Source organism: Peristeroidobacter soli (genome assembly GCF_004138485.1).
Lineage (GTDB): Bacteria > Pseudomonadota > Gammaproteobacteria > Steroidobacterales > Steroidobacteraceae > Steroidobacter > Steroidobacter soli.
The window spans coordinates 234,896-252,497 of record NZ_RYEV01000011.1; the positions used below are offsets into that span (position 1 = coordinate 234,896).

At 61.5% G+C, this 17,602-nt stretch carries 14 protein-coding genes; 13 read left to right on the top strand and 1 reads right to left on the bottom strand.

The features are described from left to right. Positions 1-143: 143 nt before the first annotated feature. The 4 genes from EKO19_RS37025 (at position 144) to EKO19_RS37040 (ending at position 5,161) form a co-directional block, all read left to right on the top strand. A complete protein-coding gene (locus EKO19_RS37025) occupies positions 144-3,047 on the top strand; it encodes a TonB-dependent receptor plug domain-containing protein (protein WP_129782466.1) in 2,904 nt (967 codons plus the stop codon). Between the two features lie 77 nt (positions 3,048-3,124). Then, on the top strand, positions 3,125-3,595 hold the full coding sequence (locus EKO19_RS37030; protein ID WP_129782467.1) for a CoxG family protein: 471 nt from the start codon (positions 3,125-3,127) through the stop codon (positions 3,593-3,595). Between the two features lie 9 nt (positions 3,596-3,604). Further along, positions 3,605-3,976, top strand: coding sequence for a helix-turn-helix domain-containing protein (locus EKO19_RS37035; RefSeq protein ID WP_217705838.1), 372 nt, complete (start codon positions 3,605-3,607; stop codon positions 3,974-3,976). Positions 3,977-4,171: 195 nt separating this feature from the next. Next, positions 4,172-5,161, top strand: a complete 990-nt coding sequence (locus tag EKO19_RS37040) for an aldo/keto reductase (protein WP_129782468.1) — start codon at positions 4,172-4,174, stop codon at positions 5,159-5,161. Positions 5,162-5,265: 104 nt separating this feature from the next. Here the strand turns inward: EKO19_RS37040 and EKO19_RS37045 are convergent, their stop codons facing one another. Then, positions 5,266-6,234 carry an integrase core domain-containing protein gene (locus tag EKO19_RS37045; protein WP_129782469.1) on the bottom strand — a complete coding sequence of 323 codons (969 nt, stop codon included), beginning with the start codon at positions 6,232-6,234 and terminating at the stop codon, positions 5,266-5,268. Between EKO19_RS37045 and EKO19_RS37050 the strand changes: the two genes are divergently transcribed. The 9 genes from EKO19_RS37050 to EKO19_RS37090 all read left to right on the top strand — a co-directional run bounded on the left by EKO19_RS37050 (position 6,205) and on the right by EKO19_RS37090 (position 17,511). Then, positions 6,205-7,167 (top strand): DDE-type integrase/transposase/recombinase, encoded by a 963-nt coding sequence (locus tag EKO19_RS37050; RefSeq protein WP_129782470.1) that lies wholly within the window; start codon positions 6,205-6,207, stop codon positions 7,165-7,167. The two genes, EKO19_RS37045 and EKO19_RS37050, sit on opposite strands and share 30 nt — an antisense overlap. A 362-nt stretch (positions 7,168-7,529) precedes the next feature. Continuing rightward, positions 7,530-7,982, top strand: coding sequence for a PaaI family thioesterase (locus EKO19_RS37055; RefSeq protein ID WP_157995626.1), 453 nt, complete (start codon positions 7,530-7,532; stop codon positions 7,980-7,982). A 143-nt stretch (positions 7,983-8,125) separates the two neighbouring features. Further along, positions 8,126-10,513, top strand: coding sequence for a TonB-dependent receptor (locus tag EKO19_RS37060; RefSeq protein WP_175597340.1), 2,388 nt, complete (start codon positions 8,126-8,128; stop codon positions 10,511-10,513). 19 nt (positions 10,514-10,532) lie between these two features. Further along, positions 10,533-10,946, top strand: coding sequence for a nuclear transport factor 2 family protein (locus tag EKO19_RS37065; RefSeq protein WP_129782473.1), 414 nt, complete (start codon positions 10,533-10,535; stop codon positions 10,944-10,946). Beyond that, the gene (locus EKO19_RS37070; protein WP_129782474.1) at positions 10,943-12,148 is read left to right on the top strand and encodes an alpha/beta hydrolase family protein; all 1,206 of its coding nucleotides are present in this window, start codon (positions 10,943-10,945) and stop codon (positions 12,146-12,148) included. Before EKO19_RS37065 ends, EKO19_RS37070 begins: the two co-directional genes overlap by 4 nt. After that, positions 12,145-12,675, top strand: coding sequence for a VOC family protein (locus EKO19_RS37075; RefSeq protein ID WP_217705839.1), 531 nt, complete (start codon positions 12,145-12,147; stop codon positions 12,673-12,675). Before EKO19_RS37070 ends, EKO19_RS37075 begins: the two co-directional genes overlap by 4 nt. 2 nt (positions 12,676-12,677) lie before the next feature. Beyond that, positions 12,678-13,949 (top strand): cytochrome P450, encoded by a 1,272-nt coding sequence (locus EKO19_RS37080; RefSeq protein WP_129782475.1) that lies wholly within the window; start codon positions 12,678-12,680, stop codon positions 13,947-13,949. 197 nt (positions 13,950-14,146) lie between these two features. Then, on the top strand, positions 14,147-16,687 hold the full coding sequence (locus EKO19_RS37085) for a LuxR C-terminal-related transcriptional regulator (protein WP_175597341.1): 2,541 nt from the start codon (positions 14,147-14,149) through the stop codon (positions 16,685-16,687). Between the two features lie 26 nt (positions 16,688-16,713). Further along, on the top strand, positions 16,714-17,511 hold the full coding sequence (locus tag EKO19_RS37090) for an enoyl-CoA hydratase-related protein (RefSeq protein ID WP_217705840.1): 798 nt from the start codon (positions 16,714-16,716) through the stop codon (positions 17,509-17,511). Positions 17,512-17,602: the final 91 nt, after the last annotated feature.

The following is a 17,602-nucleotide window of genomic DNA, read 5'->3' on the forward strand; positions in this document are numbered from 1 at the left end:
ATCGTCATTTGTCATGTCATTTGAGACCGGCGCTTGCTTGTCGCCGGGTTTCCGTTCTAGGATCGAATATGTGAACGCGGTGCGCAATTGAGTAAATTCGCATATGCGAATGTGTTGTGGATAATTAGACGGGGAGATGCGTGATGCCTGTTCGAAAGCACGATGAGTTGGCCGCAAAGCGCAGACAGCGCAGCGCTGCGATGACCACGACCGCGATTTCAGGCACCTTGTTGCTGTGCGCTGCAGCAGGTGTCGCAAATGCGTCGGAGGCATCCGAGACCGCTGAGCCCGCGGCAGCGTCTAGTCTCGACGAGGTGGTCGTGACCGGTACGCGTATCGTTCGCGACGGATTCGAAGCGCCGACGCCGGTGACCGTACTCAACGCCGAGGACATTCATCGCGACGCCCCGCAGAACATCGCGGATTTCCTGAATAAGCAGCCAGCGTTCGCCAACAGCGTCAGCAACCGATTCAGCAGCAGGGGCGGCGTCAGCGGCGCCGGATCGGGCGTCAGCAACGTGAACCTGCGCGGTATCGGTGCAAATCGGACACTGGTGCTCCTCGATGGTGTCCGTATCGTGGCGGGCTCGATCGGTGGTTTCTACAGCAACGGTGGTGCTGTCAACACTAATGTGATTCCCGACTCGTTGATCGAGCGCATCGATGTGGTCACCGGCGGTGCTTCGGCGCCTTACGGCTCGGACGCGGTGGCCGGCATCGTAAACTTCATTCTCGACAAGGATTTCACCGGTCTCAAGGGCTCGGCTCAGGGCGGCGCGACCTCCGAGGGCGATGACGAGCAGTACTCGGCGTCTTTGGCAGGCGGTATGCCGTTTGCCGATGGCCGCGGCCACGTTCTGGTCAGTGCTGCCTACGACAAGATCGACGGCATCGAGGACGGCGCAGCTCGCGACTGGATGCGTGAGGGTTGGGGGCGAATGGTCAATCCGGCCTACACGGCGACGAATGGGCAGCCGTACTATTTGCTTCGGCCCAATGTGGGTAGTGCCACTGCCGCGGCCGGCGGACTGATTCCGTCTGGTCCGCTCCGAGGGACTACCTTCGGCGCGGGTGGCGTGCCTCGGGCCTTTAACTACGGGATGAGCGATGGCTCGCTGATGTCGGGCGGTGACTGGGAGTTGGGGTCTCAGGGTTTCGCCGATGCGAGCCTGGACTTGGAGCTCGAGCGTCGGACCTTGTTCACGCGCGTGAGCTACCAGGTCACTGACGATGCCGAAGTCTATCTGCAGATCATGGATGCCGATGCGGATTCCTCGGGTGCCTGTTGCGCGATGACGCGCCGGAACATCACCATCTCCAATCAGAATCCCTTCATACCGGCCAGTGTGCTCAGCCAGATGCAAGCAGCGGGCGTCACCTCCTTTCCGCTCAGCATATACATGAAAGAGCAGGGACCGACCGGCGTCGACATCAGCCGCGCCTTTAGTCAGTACGTATTGGGCACGCGCGGCAGCTTCGGCATGTTTGGGTCGTCGTGGTCCTGGGACGTGTATGCGACCGAGAGCACGTCCAGATCCACCGCCAAGCCCGAGAACGACATCATCAACGGCAATCTGACCCTGGCCCTGGATGCCGTACGGGATCCGGTCAGTGGCAGCCCGATCTGTCGCTCGACACTGACCAATCCCGGTAACGGTTGCGTGCCCTGGAACCCGATGGGCATCGGCATGAATTCGCAGGCCGCGATCGATTACGTTTATCAGGATCGCAGCTGGATGCGCCAAGACCTTACGCAGCGTGTGGCGGCAGCCTCGATTCACGGCGAGCCATTCTCGACCTGGGCGGGGCCGGTGTCGCTCGCGTTAGGTGCCGAGTACCGTCGGGAGGAAGTTGAGACTTGGACGACCGCGCTCGATGAGGCGTCGGCGTTCTACGTCGGTAACTACAAAGCGACCAACGGACATTACAACATCAAGGAAGCCTTCCTGGAGACGGTCGTGCCCCTGGCAAAAGACACGGCCTGGGCGCGGTCTCTGGACTTCAACGGCGCCGTACGTGCCACGGATTACAGCACATCGGGGTCGGTCGTTACCTGGAAGTTGGGTGCGACCTACAAACCCATCGACGACATCCGCTTCCGTGTGACTCGTTCGTTGGATATTCGCTCTCCCAACATGGGCGAGCTGTTCAATGCCGGATTGACGGCGGTCACCAACGGCCAGCGCGATCCTTTCCAGGGCAATCAGACCGTGACGGTCCTTTCGACACAGATCGGCAATCCCGAGCTGAAGCCGGAAGAGGCGGACACCTTCGGTATCGGTGTCGTGTTGCAGCCGAGATTCCTGCCGAACCTGTCCGCGTCGATCGACTACTATTCCATCGATCTTGAAGGAGCAATTACCTCGGTCACGACTCAGGACTTGCTGGACCTGTGCTACGCGGGCAATCAGGAGCTGTGCGGTTTCATTCAGCGCGATCCGAATGGCACCGTTCGCGCCACTTTGAAGCCGATCAATGCCGCCGCCTTGAAGACCGAGGGCATCGACACTGAAATCAGCTACGTGCAGCCGCTCTCTGAGCTGTTCCAAGGCTGGACGGGTAGTTTGACGGCGCGCGCGCTGGTTACACGAGTGATGGATCTGACCACTATCAGGCCTGATGGCACCAAGCTGCAGGGTGCCGGCGTCACGGGTGGTGCGATGTACCCGATCGTGATTGCACCGGATTGGCGTTACTCGTTGACGCTTGCCTACAACACCGATGCGTTGTCCATTTCGGCGACCGGTCGTGGTTTCAGCGATGGCGAGATGAACTCGCAGTGGATCGAATGCACTTCCGGCTGCCCGGCCGCAGTGATCCCGAACTACACGATCGACAACAACACGCTTCCTGGTGCGATCTATCTGGACTTGTCGATGAGTTATCGTCCGCAGACTTTTGCGAGCGCCTTCTCTCCGGAGATCTTCCTGGCGATCGACAACGTCAATGACAAGAATCCGATCGGCTATGAGGTCCTGGATTACGCGCCGGGCTTCCACGAAACCCTGGGTCGGGTGTACCGCGCGGGTATCCGGTTCAAGATGTAGTTGACGCGTTTTCGGAACAAACGGTTGAATGCGCGACATGGCAGGCATGTCGCGCGAGCTATAATAGAGAACGAACTATGGCGATGCAGATGAGCGGTGAGGTTGCGCTTCCGGCGACACGCGAAACCGTGTGGGAAAAGCTCAACGATCCTGAGGTGCTGAAAGCGTGCATCCCGGGCTGCGAGGAACTCGACGTAGTGTCGGAGACCGAGTTCGTCGCCGTCGCGACCAATAAGATCGGCCCGATCAAGGCCCGCTTCAAGGGGCGGGTACATCTGAGCGACATGAACCCGCCGTTCGGCTATCGTCTCGCGGGGGAGGGAGAGGGGGGCATCGCCGGATTTGCCAGGATGAGTGCGAACGTCAAGCTGGACGAAGCAGAGACTGGCACGGTGCTCTGTTACGACGTCGATGCGCAGTTCGGCGGACGTATGGCCCAGTTGGGCTCGCGGCTGGTCCAGAGTGCTGCCAAGAAGCTGGCCGATGATTTCTTCAATCGGTTTGCGGCCGTCATTCGAGACGGTGGTATCGAGGTGGTGAACGGGTAGTGAGCCGCCGTGCAGGAACACTATTCGCAACGTATCACCGCAGCGATGCACGCCTTGAGTCAGGACATGACGCGGCCAGTGCGAATGGACACATTGGCTCGCGCGACCGGGATGTCGTTGACGAACTTCTACAAGTACTTCAAGGCGGTGACCCTGGTCACTCCGTTGCAGTACCAGAAGCGATTGCGATTGATCGAAGCTCGTCAACTGTTGATGGCGGGGGCGACCACGGTGGAAAGCGTGGCTCTCAAAATGGGCTACAAGAGTCCTTCGCAGTTCAGCCGCGAGTACTCGCGGATGTTCGGCGCCCCGCCGAAGCGAGACGTCACCCAAAGCAGGGACGACTGCGATGAGGTAGCAGGCGTTGAAGCGTCCAGTTGAAGCGAGCTTCACCCGATGGGCCTGATGCAATGGAGCGTAGCGTCGCCGCCCGACATTCATGAGCTGAACTAATAAGGGCTATTGCAAATTGCCCGCTAGTGGCCGCGAGCTTCGCCGACTATAGTCATTCATCCCTGGATGGCCGTGCCGATGGATTGTGCTGAAGTTCATCCTCTGCCCCATTTGGAGATGGCCATGCAAAAGCGAAGACTCGGCAATTCGGGACTGGAAGTGTCGGCGATCGGCTTGGGGTGTATGGGGCTGAGCCACGGTTATGGTCCTGCCACTGACAAGCAGCAGGCTATTGCGTTGTTGCGTGCCGCAGTCGACCGGGGCGTGACGTTGTTCGACACCGCTCAGGCCTACGGTCCGTACACCAATGAGGAACTCGTCGGTGAGGCGCTGGCTCCCGTACGTCACCGCGTCGTCATTGCAACGAAGTTCGGCTTTACCTTTGGAGATGACGGTAAGCAGCAGGTGCTCGACAGCACGCCAGAGCAAATCAAGCGAAGCGTCGAGGCCTCCCTAAAAAGATTGAAGACGGACGTGATCGATCTGCTGTACCAGCACCGCGTCGATCCCGACGTCCCGATCGAAGAGGTGGCCGGCGCGGTACGCGAGCTTATCTACGAAGGAAAGGTACGTCACTTCGGCTTGTCCGAGGCAGGTGTGCAGACGATCCGTCGAGCACATGCGGTCCAGCCCGTGACGGCGCTACAGAGTGAATACTCGCTGTGGTGGAGAGAACCTGAAAGCGAGGTCCTGCCGACGATCGAGGAGCTCGGCATCGGTTTTGTTCCTTTTAGCCCTCTGGGTAAGGGCTTTCTGACCGGTGCCATCGATCAGAATACGCAGTTTGACAGCTCCGACTTTCGCAACGTCGTGCCACGCTTTGCGGCGGAGGCGCGCAGGGCAAATCAGGCGCTGGTCGATAGGCTTGGCGAGATCGCGAAACAACGGCACGCCACCTCGGCGCAAATCGCCATCGCCTGGCTGCTTGCACAGAAACCATGGATCGTACCCATTCCCGGTACCACGAAGCTGCGGCGCCTCGAGGAGAACCTTATCGCTGCGCAGATCGAGCTGACGGCGGGCGACTTGAGAGATATCGCAGAGGTACTCGGCACAATTCCAGTGCAGGGAGCTCGCTATCCCGCGCACCTTCAGGCTAGAGTCGGTCGTTAAGTTTGCTGGCGCGTTGTCGCCTGCTTCGGTGGCAGGCTGCTGCGCCGATGCCTTCTGGGGAAGGCACGACTCATGGTGCGAACTTGTGCGTGGCGAAATGCCGATCACGCGGCAGTCGGCGTGTGGAAGAGGCCGGAGCAGTCCAATCGCCATGCAAAGTGATTGAGATTCGCGGGCTGATCTGCAATCGTGCCGCATTGCTCGACAGGCGTCCGACCATTCAGTCCAGCATGAACGCGTCGCTGGTTGTAATAGAGGGCGAAACAATCCAGCTTGCGATGGAGGTCGAGGCCGTTCCAGAAGAAGGTTTGGTCGAGATATTCGCGCCGGAGGGTTCCGATGAGGCGTTCGATAAACGGCTGAGAGCGAGGCGCGAAGGGGACAGATTTGAGTTCCTCGATGTCGAGCACCCGCAGGTTGGCTCGCCAGCGATGAAATCGAAACAGCGGGTCATGATCGGAGCTGAGTTGCTTGGGAAGTGGCTGACCGCACCGGGCCTCATTGAACATGTGACAGACGCTGATGCCAGCGATATGCGCGGGTTCGACGCCGAATCCGACGATACGACGCGAGAAGACGTCCATCACGACCATCACCCAGAAGCTCTTGAGCAGGATCGACTCGCAGCGAAACAGGTCGACGCTCCATAGGCTGTCGCGGGCTTCAGCGATAACAGAGAGCCACGACGGACCGTTGCCTCCAGACTTTGGAGTAGGGTGCGTCGCCAGAATCCGGCGCACCACGTCCTTGTCGATTTCCAGGCCGAAGGCGTGCGAAATCTGCTGGGCAATGCGCGGACAGCCGAAGCGTGGATTGAGGCGCTTGATCTCAAGGATGACGGCGATCAGTTCGTTGGGCGGTCCCTTGGGGCCGGGCCGACGCCGGGCGCTCGCTGAAAACAGCCATTGATACTTGCGCCGGATCAGCGCTCGGTGAAAGCGCAACAGTGTCGCGGGCCTGTGTGTGGCGAATTCGAATTTATCGCATAGGTACCGCGACGATCCAAGTCTTGCGCCGCCGACTCGGATCGCTAGCATGGTTGGATGCGTGACCTGGCTATTCTCGCCATTCATCTCATCGCGACGATCGCCAGGCTGCTGCTGCCCGGCGGTGCGCGATCGATCGTCTCGGAATCGCTGTTGCTGAAACACCAGCTCTTGATTCTGAATCGGTCAGGTGCCCGAGCACCGAATCTGCGACCGATCGACCGCATCATCGCCAGTCTCTGCGCGGGCCTGATGCGTCCCTCTCGTCTGCTGCGCTCGGCCATTGTGCTGAAGCCATCGACGCTCATGGCGTTCCACCGCGCCTTGGTGAATCGAAAATACCGCCTGCTCTTTGCGCCAAGACGGCGACGCAAGCCCGGCCCGAAAGGGCCGAGCTCAGAACTGATCGCAGCGATCGTCGAAATGAAGCGGCGGAACCCATGCTTCGGCTGCCGGCGCATCGCTCAACAGATCGCCTTCGTATTCGGTGTCGAGATCGACAAGGATGTGGTGCGACGTGTACTCGCCAAACACAGTCGACCGACCCGCGGCTCTAACGGCCCGTCCTGGCTTACCCTGCTCGGACATACCAAGGACAGCCTCTGGAGCGTGGATCTCTTTCGTTGTGAATCTCTGAGCGTGAAAACGCACTGGGTGATGGTCGTGATGGATCAGTTTACTCGCCGCATCGTCGGCTTCGCCGTGCAACCCGGCGTGGTCGATGGTCCGGCCTTGTGCCGAATGTTCAATCAGGTCATCGCGGGCGCACCCACACTGCCACAATGTCTCAGCAGCGACCACGATCCGCTATTTCAGTTTCATCGCTGGCGGGCCAATTTGCGCAAACTTGAGGTAAGCGAGATCAAGACCGTGCCGCATGTGCCACTATCGCATCCATTTGTTGAGCGAGTGATCGGAACGGTGCGTCGAGAGCTGCTGGATCGGGAGCCCGAGATCTCGAACGGAAGCTGCGGCACTTCCGTGATTACTACAATCACGGCCGGGTTCATGCGTCATTGAAGGGCGTCACTCCGATCTGCTCAACCGATCGCAACGTGATCGCTCTCGACGATTACCAATGGCGATCACACTGTCGCGGGTTGTATCAGCTGCCTGCGGCCGCGTGACGATTAATTCGCCACACACAGGCTACGGAATCGCCTGCTGAAGTGTTCCGCTGGCCCTATCAATCCAAGCGGTCGAGTGGCGCGCCGGGAGAGACTTGGCGGAATGCTCAGCTTCTATCATCGCGAAGCGGCTGACGGAGTTTTTAGATACTACGTGTCTCGAGACCGTGCCGAGGATCGGCACTCGGCCGCACGGGCATCCGAACCGATCGAAAGATGGGGCGATGCAGCCGCATTCCGCGCTACTTATGGCGCATGACATCGATTCCTACGACGCGGCCCTCGCCGGCCTGGCTGCCGCTTGACTCGGATCGCGGCTTTCAAGAGCTGGTGGGGCCGATTTTTCGCGACTCCAGCCTGACGCCGGACGACCCCGAGCCGCTGCGCCTTGGCTTCAGGGTGGCTGCAAAGCACTGCAATTCCGCCGGCGTTTGTCACGGAGGCATGCTTGCGACCTTCATGGATCAGGCGCTGGGGATGTCGATCGCCGCATCGATCGACGCTCCACCCTTTACGCCGACCCTCAATCTCAGTATCGATTTCATCCAGGCTGCGTACGTCGATCAGTGGCTGGAGAGTCGAGTGCGGATCATTCATCGGACCAAGGGAACGGGCTATTGCGATTGCACCGTCGATGGGCCGCAAGGGCTGATTGCGCGAGCGCACGCGGTGTTCCGGCTGTCAAGGACCGCATCGAGTGAGCGTTGATCGGCAGGTTGTTAGCCAAAGGATTGGGGTCAGCGCCCGCGGGGCTAAGTATAACGAAACCGCTGCTTGACAAAGGTTCGCCGGCCGAGAGCCGGCGAAGATCGATAAGAACTGAAGTCCGAAGTGAGGCGTTGGAGGGGATGATGACCAGTCGAGTATCCAAGAGACTCTCGTTGCAGGGTCTGCGCAGGGCGCTGCTGGCGACCACTGTGCCCGCGGTTGCACTGTCATCGGGCCACGCCGTGGCTCAGGAAGCACAAGTCACGGCACCGCCGCTCGAAGAAGTGGTGGTTTCGGCTCGCATGCGCAGTGAAACCTTGATCTCCGTCCCCGTCGCCGTGACCGCGCTCAGCGCCGAGGACCTCGCCCGTTATGGGGCCACATCGCTCAGCCACATGGCCGAACAAGCGCCCACCGTCTTCATTTCGAAGACCGGCAGCGGGACGGGCGGCATCGTCAGCATTCGAGGCATAGGCACCACACCGAACAACGGCGGCTTCGAGTCGTCCGTGTCGGTCAATATCGATGGGGTGCAGGTCAGCCGCGGGCGAATCGCCACGCAGAGTTTCTTCGATCTGCAACAGGTCGAAATCCTGAAGGGACCGCAGGCGCTGTTCTTTGGCAAGAACAGTCCGGCCGGCGTCATCTCGCTGGTCAGCAACGGTCCGACCGACACCTGGGAAGGTTACGGCAAGGTTGGCTATGAGTTCGTCGGGGACGAAAGCTCGGTTGAAGGCGCCGTTTCGGGCCCGCTGTCGGATACGTTGGGACTGCGCGTCGCCGCGCGCGTGCGCGAGATGGATGGCTATCTGCGCAACCGAGCGCAACCCGTGGCCAGCAACCCCTTTCCAGCCGATCCAAGTCCATTGCCGGGCGCATCGTTCGAACGGCCAGGAGAGCAGGAGGCGCTGGGCCGGGTCACGCTCAAATGGCGACCGGGCGACCGCGTCGATGCGGCGCTCAAGTTGTATGTCAGCCGTTATCGCGACGATGGTCCCGCGGCCGCGGGCGGGCAACTTGTTTCCTGCGGAACCTCGGCCGCGCCCGAGACCGGTGGACAGTTCGATCCGTACGGGGATTGCAAACCGGACGACCGGACGTCCAACGGAACGTTGCCGGCGCAGGCGAGTGCCGGATTCCCATTGGCACGACGCGAAGACGGTAAACCATATGGTCTGTACAACGGTACGCTCGTCTCGGTACCGGTCAATATCCAGCTCACCGATGCGCTGACACTGAATTCCGTCACGGGCTACTACGACGGCAACGCCCAGTATTTCGACAACTATGGCGCCGACGTGTGGGCGCAAAAGGGCTCCGCCGAATCCGATCACTATCGTACGTTCAGCCAGGAGCTGCGCTTGAGCTCGGACTGGGACGGCTTCTTCAACTTCATGGTCGGTGCCTACTACCAGGACACGGCACTGGATTTCAGAAATGTTTCCAAAGTGTTTGCGGTTGGGGCCGATCCGGTCACCGGCACTTACTACAACTGGGACAAAGTCGCCACCACCGACGGTGAAACGCTGTCTGCATTCGGGCAGGTGAGGCTGAATCTCACGGAGCAGTTGGAATTGTCCGGCGGCGTGCGCTGGACCGATGAGAAGAAGGATTCGACGGTGCATTTCGCCTACGCGCATCCGGTGCTGCTGGCGCGAAATGTGCTGTCCCTGAATACCGTCGAACCGAAGTTCAGCGACACCAACTTCTCGCCGGAGGCGACGTTGGCTTTCCACCCCAGCACCGAATCGACCGTCTATGTCGCCTACAAGACCGGCTATAAGTCGGGCGGGGCGAACTTGAGCGCGCTCGTTACACCCGCCACGACAGATGCCTCGATGGTGTTTGGTCCGGAGGAGGTCAAGGGCGTCGAATTCGGGGCCAAGGGCCAGCTCTTCGAGCGGCGCTTGCTGCTCGAACTGTCGGCCTACCGGTATGATTACGAAGATCTGCAAGTGAACGTGTACGACACCATCGCGAGCACGTTTGTAGTGACCAACGCGGCACGCGTGAATCAGAAGGGCGTCGAGACGAAGGCGCGCTGGACGGTGAGCGATGAGTTCTCGCTGCGTGGCGCGGTTTCCTATAACAAGAATCGCTTCACGGACTATCAGGCGCAGTGCTACGCGCAACAGACGGCCGCTCAGGGATGCGTCGGCGGCGTGCGGCAGAATCTCGCCGGCCGGGCGACGGCCCGCTCGCCGGACTGGTCGGGCAACGTGGGAGCGACGCTCGATGTGCCGATGGGCAATGCTCTGAGCTTTGGCCTCGCCGCCGATGCCTATTACACCGGCAAGTACTACAGCTCGGAAACGCAAGCCCCTGGAGCGTTGCAAGAATCCTTCTGGCGATTCGACGCATCGGCGCGGGTCGTGGCGGACGCCTGGGAGCTGGCGTTGTTGGGCCGAAATCTCTCGAACGAGTTCTACATCGTGTATGCGACCGACAAACCAGGCACCAGTACCAGTCAACAGTACGGGACGGTGTCCCGGGGTCGGGAAGTCTGGCTGGAAGCGACCTACCGCTTCTGAGCAGCGAGGAGAAGGTTCGTTGACCGACACAAGCGAGCTGCGGGAGGTTGAAGTCGTCGCGCACAGGTTCTTCGACGCGCTAGCGCTCGGCAAGCTGGCGCTCGTGGAGCAATGCTTGTGCGAGGACTTCACCGCTTGGCACAACTTCGACGACATCAAGCAGACGCGCGGCGAGCATCTGAAGACGCTCGCGTGGCTCTGCCGATCGATTCATGAGTTGAGATTCGAAGACGTGCACAGGTCCGTCTACGGCGGCGGCTTTTCGCAACGGCATGTGCTGCGCGGGCAATTGCATGGCCAGCCGTTTCAGCTGTTCGCATGCATCGTCGGTGAGGTCGAAGGAGGACTCATCAAACGGACGTTCGAGTACGTCGATTCGGCGCAACTGGCGCCGATGTTTCAGCGGCGGACAAAGCAGGAACAGACGTCATGAGTCGAGTGGAAGCGACAGCCTATACGCGTCTTCCTTACCTGGTCGTTTACCAGGAGGCCGTCCCCGGTGCGGTCAAGGACGTCTACGGATCGGTAGGGGAGCACATCGCATTGCAAGCGCAGCTGATGCGCGGTGAAGCCGACTCCGACACGGTCGTCATCTCCATGCATCAGATCGGTTCGCAGGCTTACCTGCCGATTTTCTCGGGGCTCGCGCGGCAAGGGCACCACGTGATCTGCTGCGCGAATCGTTACACCAACGGTGACTTTGCGTTGCAGACCGAGAATGTGTTGGCGGACCTCGCGGCCTGCGTTCGGGATGCGAAGCAGCGCATGGGTTACAAGAAGGTCGTGCTCGCCGGCTGGAGCGGCGGAGGCAGTCTGATCGCCGGCTATCAAGCGGAAGCGACCGATCGCAGAATCACGGCCAATGCCGCGGGCGAGCCTTGCTCGTTGGCGCAAGCGGAGCTGCCCAAGGCGGATGCGGTCATGCTGCTCGCTCCGCATCGAAGCCGGCACCACTTGCTGACCGAGTTTCTGGATCCTTCGATCGTCGATGAGCAGGATCCCGGAATGCGCGATCCGGAGTTGTATCTTTTCGATCCGGCACGCTCGCCCAAGCCGCCCTTCGATCCGGCGTTCGTGGCGCGCTACCGCTCGGCTCAAGTGGCGCGCAATCGCAAGATCACCGCCTGGGTCCAGGAGCAGCTCACAGCCTTGCGCGCCAAGGGACAGCCGCGAGCGGAACGAGCATTCATCGTTCACGGCACGATGGCCGATCCGCGCTGGCTGGACCTGACGATGGATCCCAATGAACGTGCGCTCGGTTCATACATCGGTCCGCCTCATCAGGCGAACGATGGACTGGCCGCGTTGGCGCGTTACACATCGCTGCGCAGCTGGCTCTCGCAATGGAGTCTCGATCATGCGCAGGTCGACGCGGTGGATGCCGCCGCACGCATCGACGTGCCGACGCTGGTCATTGTCAACGGCGCCGATGACGCCTGTCCGACCACACACACGGACGCAATATTCAATGCCATTCGTCATCGGCAGAAACAACGGCACGTCATTGCTGGTGCGAACCACTACTACAGCGGCTCGGGCCAGAAGCCCTGCCTCGCCAAAGCTCTCGAACACATCGGCGCCTGGCTGCGGCCGCAGGGGCTCGCTTCGGCACACCGATCGGATACAGCATCATGATTCATCACCTTGCCATTGCTCCTCGCGACTTCAAGGTTGCGCACAAGTTCTACACCGAAGCCATGGGCTTCAAGCTGGCGAAGGTCGTCAAGCGCCAGGCGCTCGGCGGCGCGGCCGCCGGATGGACCAAACATGTCTTCTACGAGACCGGGCGAGGCGGATTGTTCGCGCTCTGGGATCTGCATCTGGCGGAACTCGAGGGCAAGTCGTGGAAAGCTTCGTGGTCGTCCGGCTTGGGGCTGCCGACCTGGATCAACCATGTCGCGTTTCTGGTGGATAGTCCCGCGGAGCTCGAGGCAAAGAAGCAGCGCTGGCTGGACTACGGTCTGCGGGTCAGCCAGGTGAAACACGAATTCATCACGTCGATCTACACGTTGGACCCGGACAAGAACCTGGTCGAGTTCACCGTGGCCACCGGTCCGATCACGGAGGAGGATCGCGCCGAAGCGCTCCGCTTGCTCGAGGACGATTCACCCGCGACCATCCCGGAGTATCCCTCCGAGATGTTCGAGCCGTCGGCGAGGTAGTCATGAGCACCGAGCGCATCGAGGGCGGCTTGCTGGATGCCGCCACCCAACAATGTCCCTATCGCTTCTATGCGCAGTTGCGTGCGCAAGCGCCCGTCTATTTCGACCCGGATGTGAATGCCTACATTGTTTCGTCGTACGCGCTGATCACGCGAGTGCTGGCCGATAGCAAAACGTTCTCGAACCTGCCGCAGTCGGAGGAGGCGGCGCAGCGCGCGAACTCGCCGATCGTCAGCAAGATTCTCAAGGAGGAGGGGTATGGCCGCTTCAAGCGAACCATCGTCAATAACGATCCGCCCAGTCACACGCGCTACCGGAAATTGGTGAACACGGCGTTTCTGCCGTCGCGAATCCGGTCGATGGAGGCGTACATCGGCACGGTGGTGGACCAGCTGATTGGCCGCCTCGATGGCGGCGAGGTCCGCGATGTCGTGACCGAATTCGCCATCCCGATGCCGCTGTACATCATCTCCGATCAGTTGGGCGTGCCGCGGCAGGAGTTCGATCGTTTCAAGTCGTGGAGCGATGCCTGGTTGGCCAGCCTCGGCCTGCTCGGCGACGAGGATGAGCTGGTCAGGGCCGCGCGACTCGTGGTCGAGATGCAGCACTACATGGTAGCCCGCATCCAGGAGCGCCGCGTGGAGCCGCGCGATGACATGCTGAGCGATCTGGTGAGTGCGTCGTTCGAGGAAGAAGGCAGCGAGCCGCGATCGCTGACGGATCGCGAGGTACTGTCCATCGTCGAGCAGATCCTGATCGCTGGCAACGAGTCGACGACCAATGCAATTGCCGGGGGGCTGCTGCTGCTGGCGCGGGACGTCGATCTGCAATCACGCCTGCGCGCTTCCCCGGAGTTGATTCCGGCCTTCGTCGAGGAATGTCTCCGCGTGGAATCGCCTGTTCAGGGGCTGTATCGGCACGTGACCGCGGACACTACGCTGGGCGGGGTCGAGCTCGAAAAGGGTGCCGTGATCATGGTGCGCTATGCCTCCGGCAATCGTGACGAGGCCAAGTTCGGCAATGCCGATGCCGTCGATCTCGACCGATCGAACCGGCGCGCCCACATCGCGTTCGGTTCGGGAGTGCACTATTGCGTCGGGCAGGATCTTGCCCGGGCCGAGCTCAGGATCGCCTTCGCGGCACTGCTGAAACGCTTCCAGCGCATGGAGCTGGCGGTGCCGGCCGCCGAGATCCAGTATCAACGCAGCGTCGCGCTCCGAGGGCCGGCTGCTCTCCCCATGCGCTTCAATCAGGTCACTGGCCCGGGCCGATAACGTTCGCTTGCAAGCGCCGGCCTACAGCGCGGCGGGCCTACCACCCATCCCATTCTTCAGCTACGTTCATGCCCATCGAAAGTATGGCCCATTCTTGTGATTGGCCCGCCACGATGAGCGGCATGGCAAGCGTGGTGATGATCGATGGGGATTTGACGCCAGTTGACTCGACACCTGGCGCACCGGTGGCTTGCTCGATGCGATTGTTCAGTTCGATAGTTCGCGAACGGTTACTACGACGGTTCGACGATGCCCGGGTCTCGCTGATCGTCGGCCCGCCCATGTCCGGCAAAACGGAACTGCTGCGGCAGCTGGCCGGCCACGGCGAAGCGTCGGGCGAGACGGTGTCGTGGTATGACGAATCGGCGCGGCGCCTGTACGGCGACGCGCAGCGGTGGATGGCCTCGCAATCGTCGGCGGCTGCAGGCACGGCGGGCCTGTTGTTGCTCATCGATGATTTCAACTCGATCGAGAGCACGACCGGGATCGAGCCGCTCGTCAAAGCAGCCTGCGGCCATGGCAGCCGTTGCCGACTGGTGCTGGCGGGGCGCCGACAGCCGCGCCGCTGGATGGCGGGCGCCCGGCTCAAGGGCCTGCTCGCGGAAATCGACAGCGACGATCTGGCATTCGATCAACAGGAAGCGGCGGCCTTCCTCGGGCTGGGCGAAGCGGAACGGAACTCGGCCGCTTTCAGATCGGTGCTGCGCAAGACCGACGGCTGGATCGGCGGGTTGTGTTATGTCGGGCAGATGATGGAGCGTGGCCTGGATCTGTCCGAAACGGCGCGGCAACTGGATGGGCGCGACGAGGTGTTTCGTTCCTTCCTCGAAGAAGAAGTGCTGCCCGATCTGGACGCGCAGCAGATCGAGTTTCTACAACGAATCGCGCCGTTTCCCATGTTGACGAGGAAACTCGCCGACTCGGTGATCGACGTGCCCAATGCCGGCGCCTATCTGGTCGACATCGCGCGCAACTGCGGCTTTGTCCGGCCTTTGAACGGCCGGCTCGGCGTCTACCGGATCAATCCTTTGATACGCAGCTGCTTCGAGGCGACGCTGCGGGAAGAGCGGCCCGAGCTGTGGACCAGCGAGCTATCCGCGGCCGCGGCTCGCCATCTCACCGAGCACGACGAGCTGGCAGCCGCGGAATGTTTGCTCAAGCTCGGCGAGTACGAGGCGGCGGCAACGATTCTGGGGCGATGTGCCGACCAGGCATTCTCGATGCAAGGTCAAACGCAACGTTTCTTCGCGCTGGTGCGCCAGCTGCCGCCGGACGAACATCCGAGTTTCGATCGCACCTTCTGGATGGCCCGAGGCGCGGCGGTTGCGGGCGCTTTCGACTTCGCGTCGCGCCTGATCTCGCAGCTGGACCCCGCCAGCGAAACCGTGCACGGGCGTTCCGATCGCATGGACGTGCTGCGAATTCTCGTGGCACTGGGCTTCGATGATTTCGAAGAGGTCTGCCGTCGTGCGCAGCCTCTGTTGCGCAGTGTCTCGCGCGGCACGCCGTTGGACCGGGTGATGGTGGCTATTTCGCTGGCGCAGGCGAGTGCGGCGATGCTCGATTGGAAAGGTAGCGTGCAGGCGCTCAGCACCGCACGTGCCGAGACTCAGCGCGTCGAAGCTGTCTACTGCCGCACCTGGGTCTCGGTAATGTTCGCGCTGCGTTATTTGCAGGAAGGCCAACTCAGTGACGCCGTGACGGAACTCGAGAACACGCTGGGATCGGAGCAGGTGACGGGACCGATTCGTCGCACCTGTGAGCTCGTCATGGCGGAATGCCGGCGTCTGCAGGGCGATCTGCCGGAGGCGCAGCGGCTGGTCGATCGCAGCTTGCAACTCGGCGCTCGCCACGGCGTGCCGGAAACGGCGATCGTCGCCGCCGAAGTGAGTTCCCGCCTGGTGTTTCATCGCCACGGAGCGCTCGATGCGATCGAGCATCTACGCAAGTTCGAGAAAGCGCTGGCTCCCTCGTTCGGCGAGCGAGCCCGGCGCATGGTGCGATTGCTGAGAGTGCAGATGATGCTGCGGGCGGCAACGGCCGAGGACCTGCGTCTGGTCGAGCGCGAATTGCGGGAGATCGAAACGGAGCGTGCCACGGGGCGGTCCTGGTGCCGACAGATGGACGAGAAGCAACGACTGTTGCAGAGCCGATATCTCATTCAGTGCGACGACGCCAAGGCGGCCGTTGCCTTGCTACAGCCGATTATTTCCTCCGCCAGGCAAGTCGGGCGGCTGCCGGTCTGGGGCGAAGCGTCGTTGCTCAAGGCGGTCGCTCTGGCGAAAGAGGGCAAGAGCGACGCTGCGTTGAAAGCCGTCATCAACGTCGTCGAAGTGCTCGAGCCCACGGGATGCCGGCAGATCGTGTCGGATGAAGCGGCGTTGTTGACCACGCTGTCAGCCGCGCTGTCGCGGTACTTGAGCAATGCAGGCACCGGGCTCGACGCGGGAGTGCGTGCGGCGCTCGAGAGGTTGCTGGGCGCCATGGGCGTCTCGGTCGGTGAACTCGTTGCTCAGCCGATCGTCGCCGAGCAGACGAGCGTCAACATCGAACTGACCGAAACCGAGGCGCGCGTGCTGAAGCTCGCGGCATCGGGACTGCGGAACGCGGAAATCGCCAAGCGGATGGTGACGTCGCTGCACACGATCAAGTGGCACCTGCATAACGTGTTCTCAAAAATGGGCGTAAACAATCGAACCATGGCCATCAAGCGGGCGAACGACTTGCGCCTGCTGTAACTACGGTGGTTCCGCTGGAGAGGAATGTGGACTTCAAATACATACAAGTGCAGGTCGACGAGGCTGGCATTCTCAACGCAGTGATGAATCGTCCGCCGGTCAACGGCGTGCATCGCGAGATGTACCTCGAGCTGGCCGAAGTCTTTGCACATCCGGATCGCATCGATCCCGGCGTCCGGGTCGTCGTGTTGTCCGGCGCGGGGACGCATTTTTGCGCGGGCAACGACCTGGACGAGTTCGCTTCGATGACCCCGGAGAATGGCGTCGAACGAATGTGGCGCGTGCGAGAAGCGTTCTTCGCGATCCAGGAGTGCCCGGTGCCGGTCATCGGCGCGGTTCACGGTGTTGCATTGGGCACGGGCCTGGCGATCGCGGCATCCTGCGATTTCGTGATCGCAGCCAAAGACGCTCGATTCGGGCTGCCCGAGCTGACGGTGGGCGTGATGGGGGGAGCGCGCCATCTCGCACGCATCGCGCCTCAACCATTGGTACGTCGCATGTTCTTCACGGGCGATCATCTGCGCGCTGCCGATCTGGCCGCCGCTGGAGGTTCACTCGTGGTTTGCGAGCCCGAGCAACTGTTGGCCGAAGCGCAGCGCTACGCGCACCGCATCGCTCGCCTCAGTCCCACGGCTGTGCGGCTGGGAAAGCAGATCTTGAATCGCATCGAAACGATGGACATTCGCTCGGGCTATGAGTTCGAACAGTCGTTCACCGTCCGCATGAGCGGCCATCCGGACTCGAAGGAAGCACTGAGCGCGTTCCGCGAGAAGCGGTCGCCGCGGTATGTCGAGCGGTCCGCCGCTTGGGTCATCGACGCTTGATCGGCGCTGCCAAGAGCATGGGATGTCCCGCCGCTCACAGCGCCACCCGTTCCTATACTTTGGAGCGGGGACGGGGTGCGGTGGAGCACGC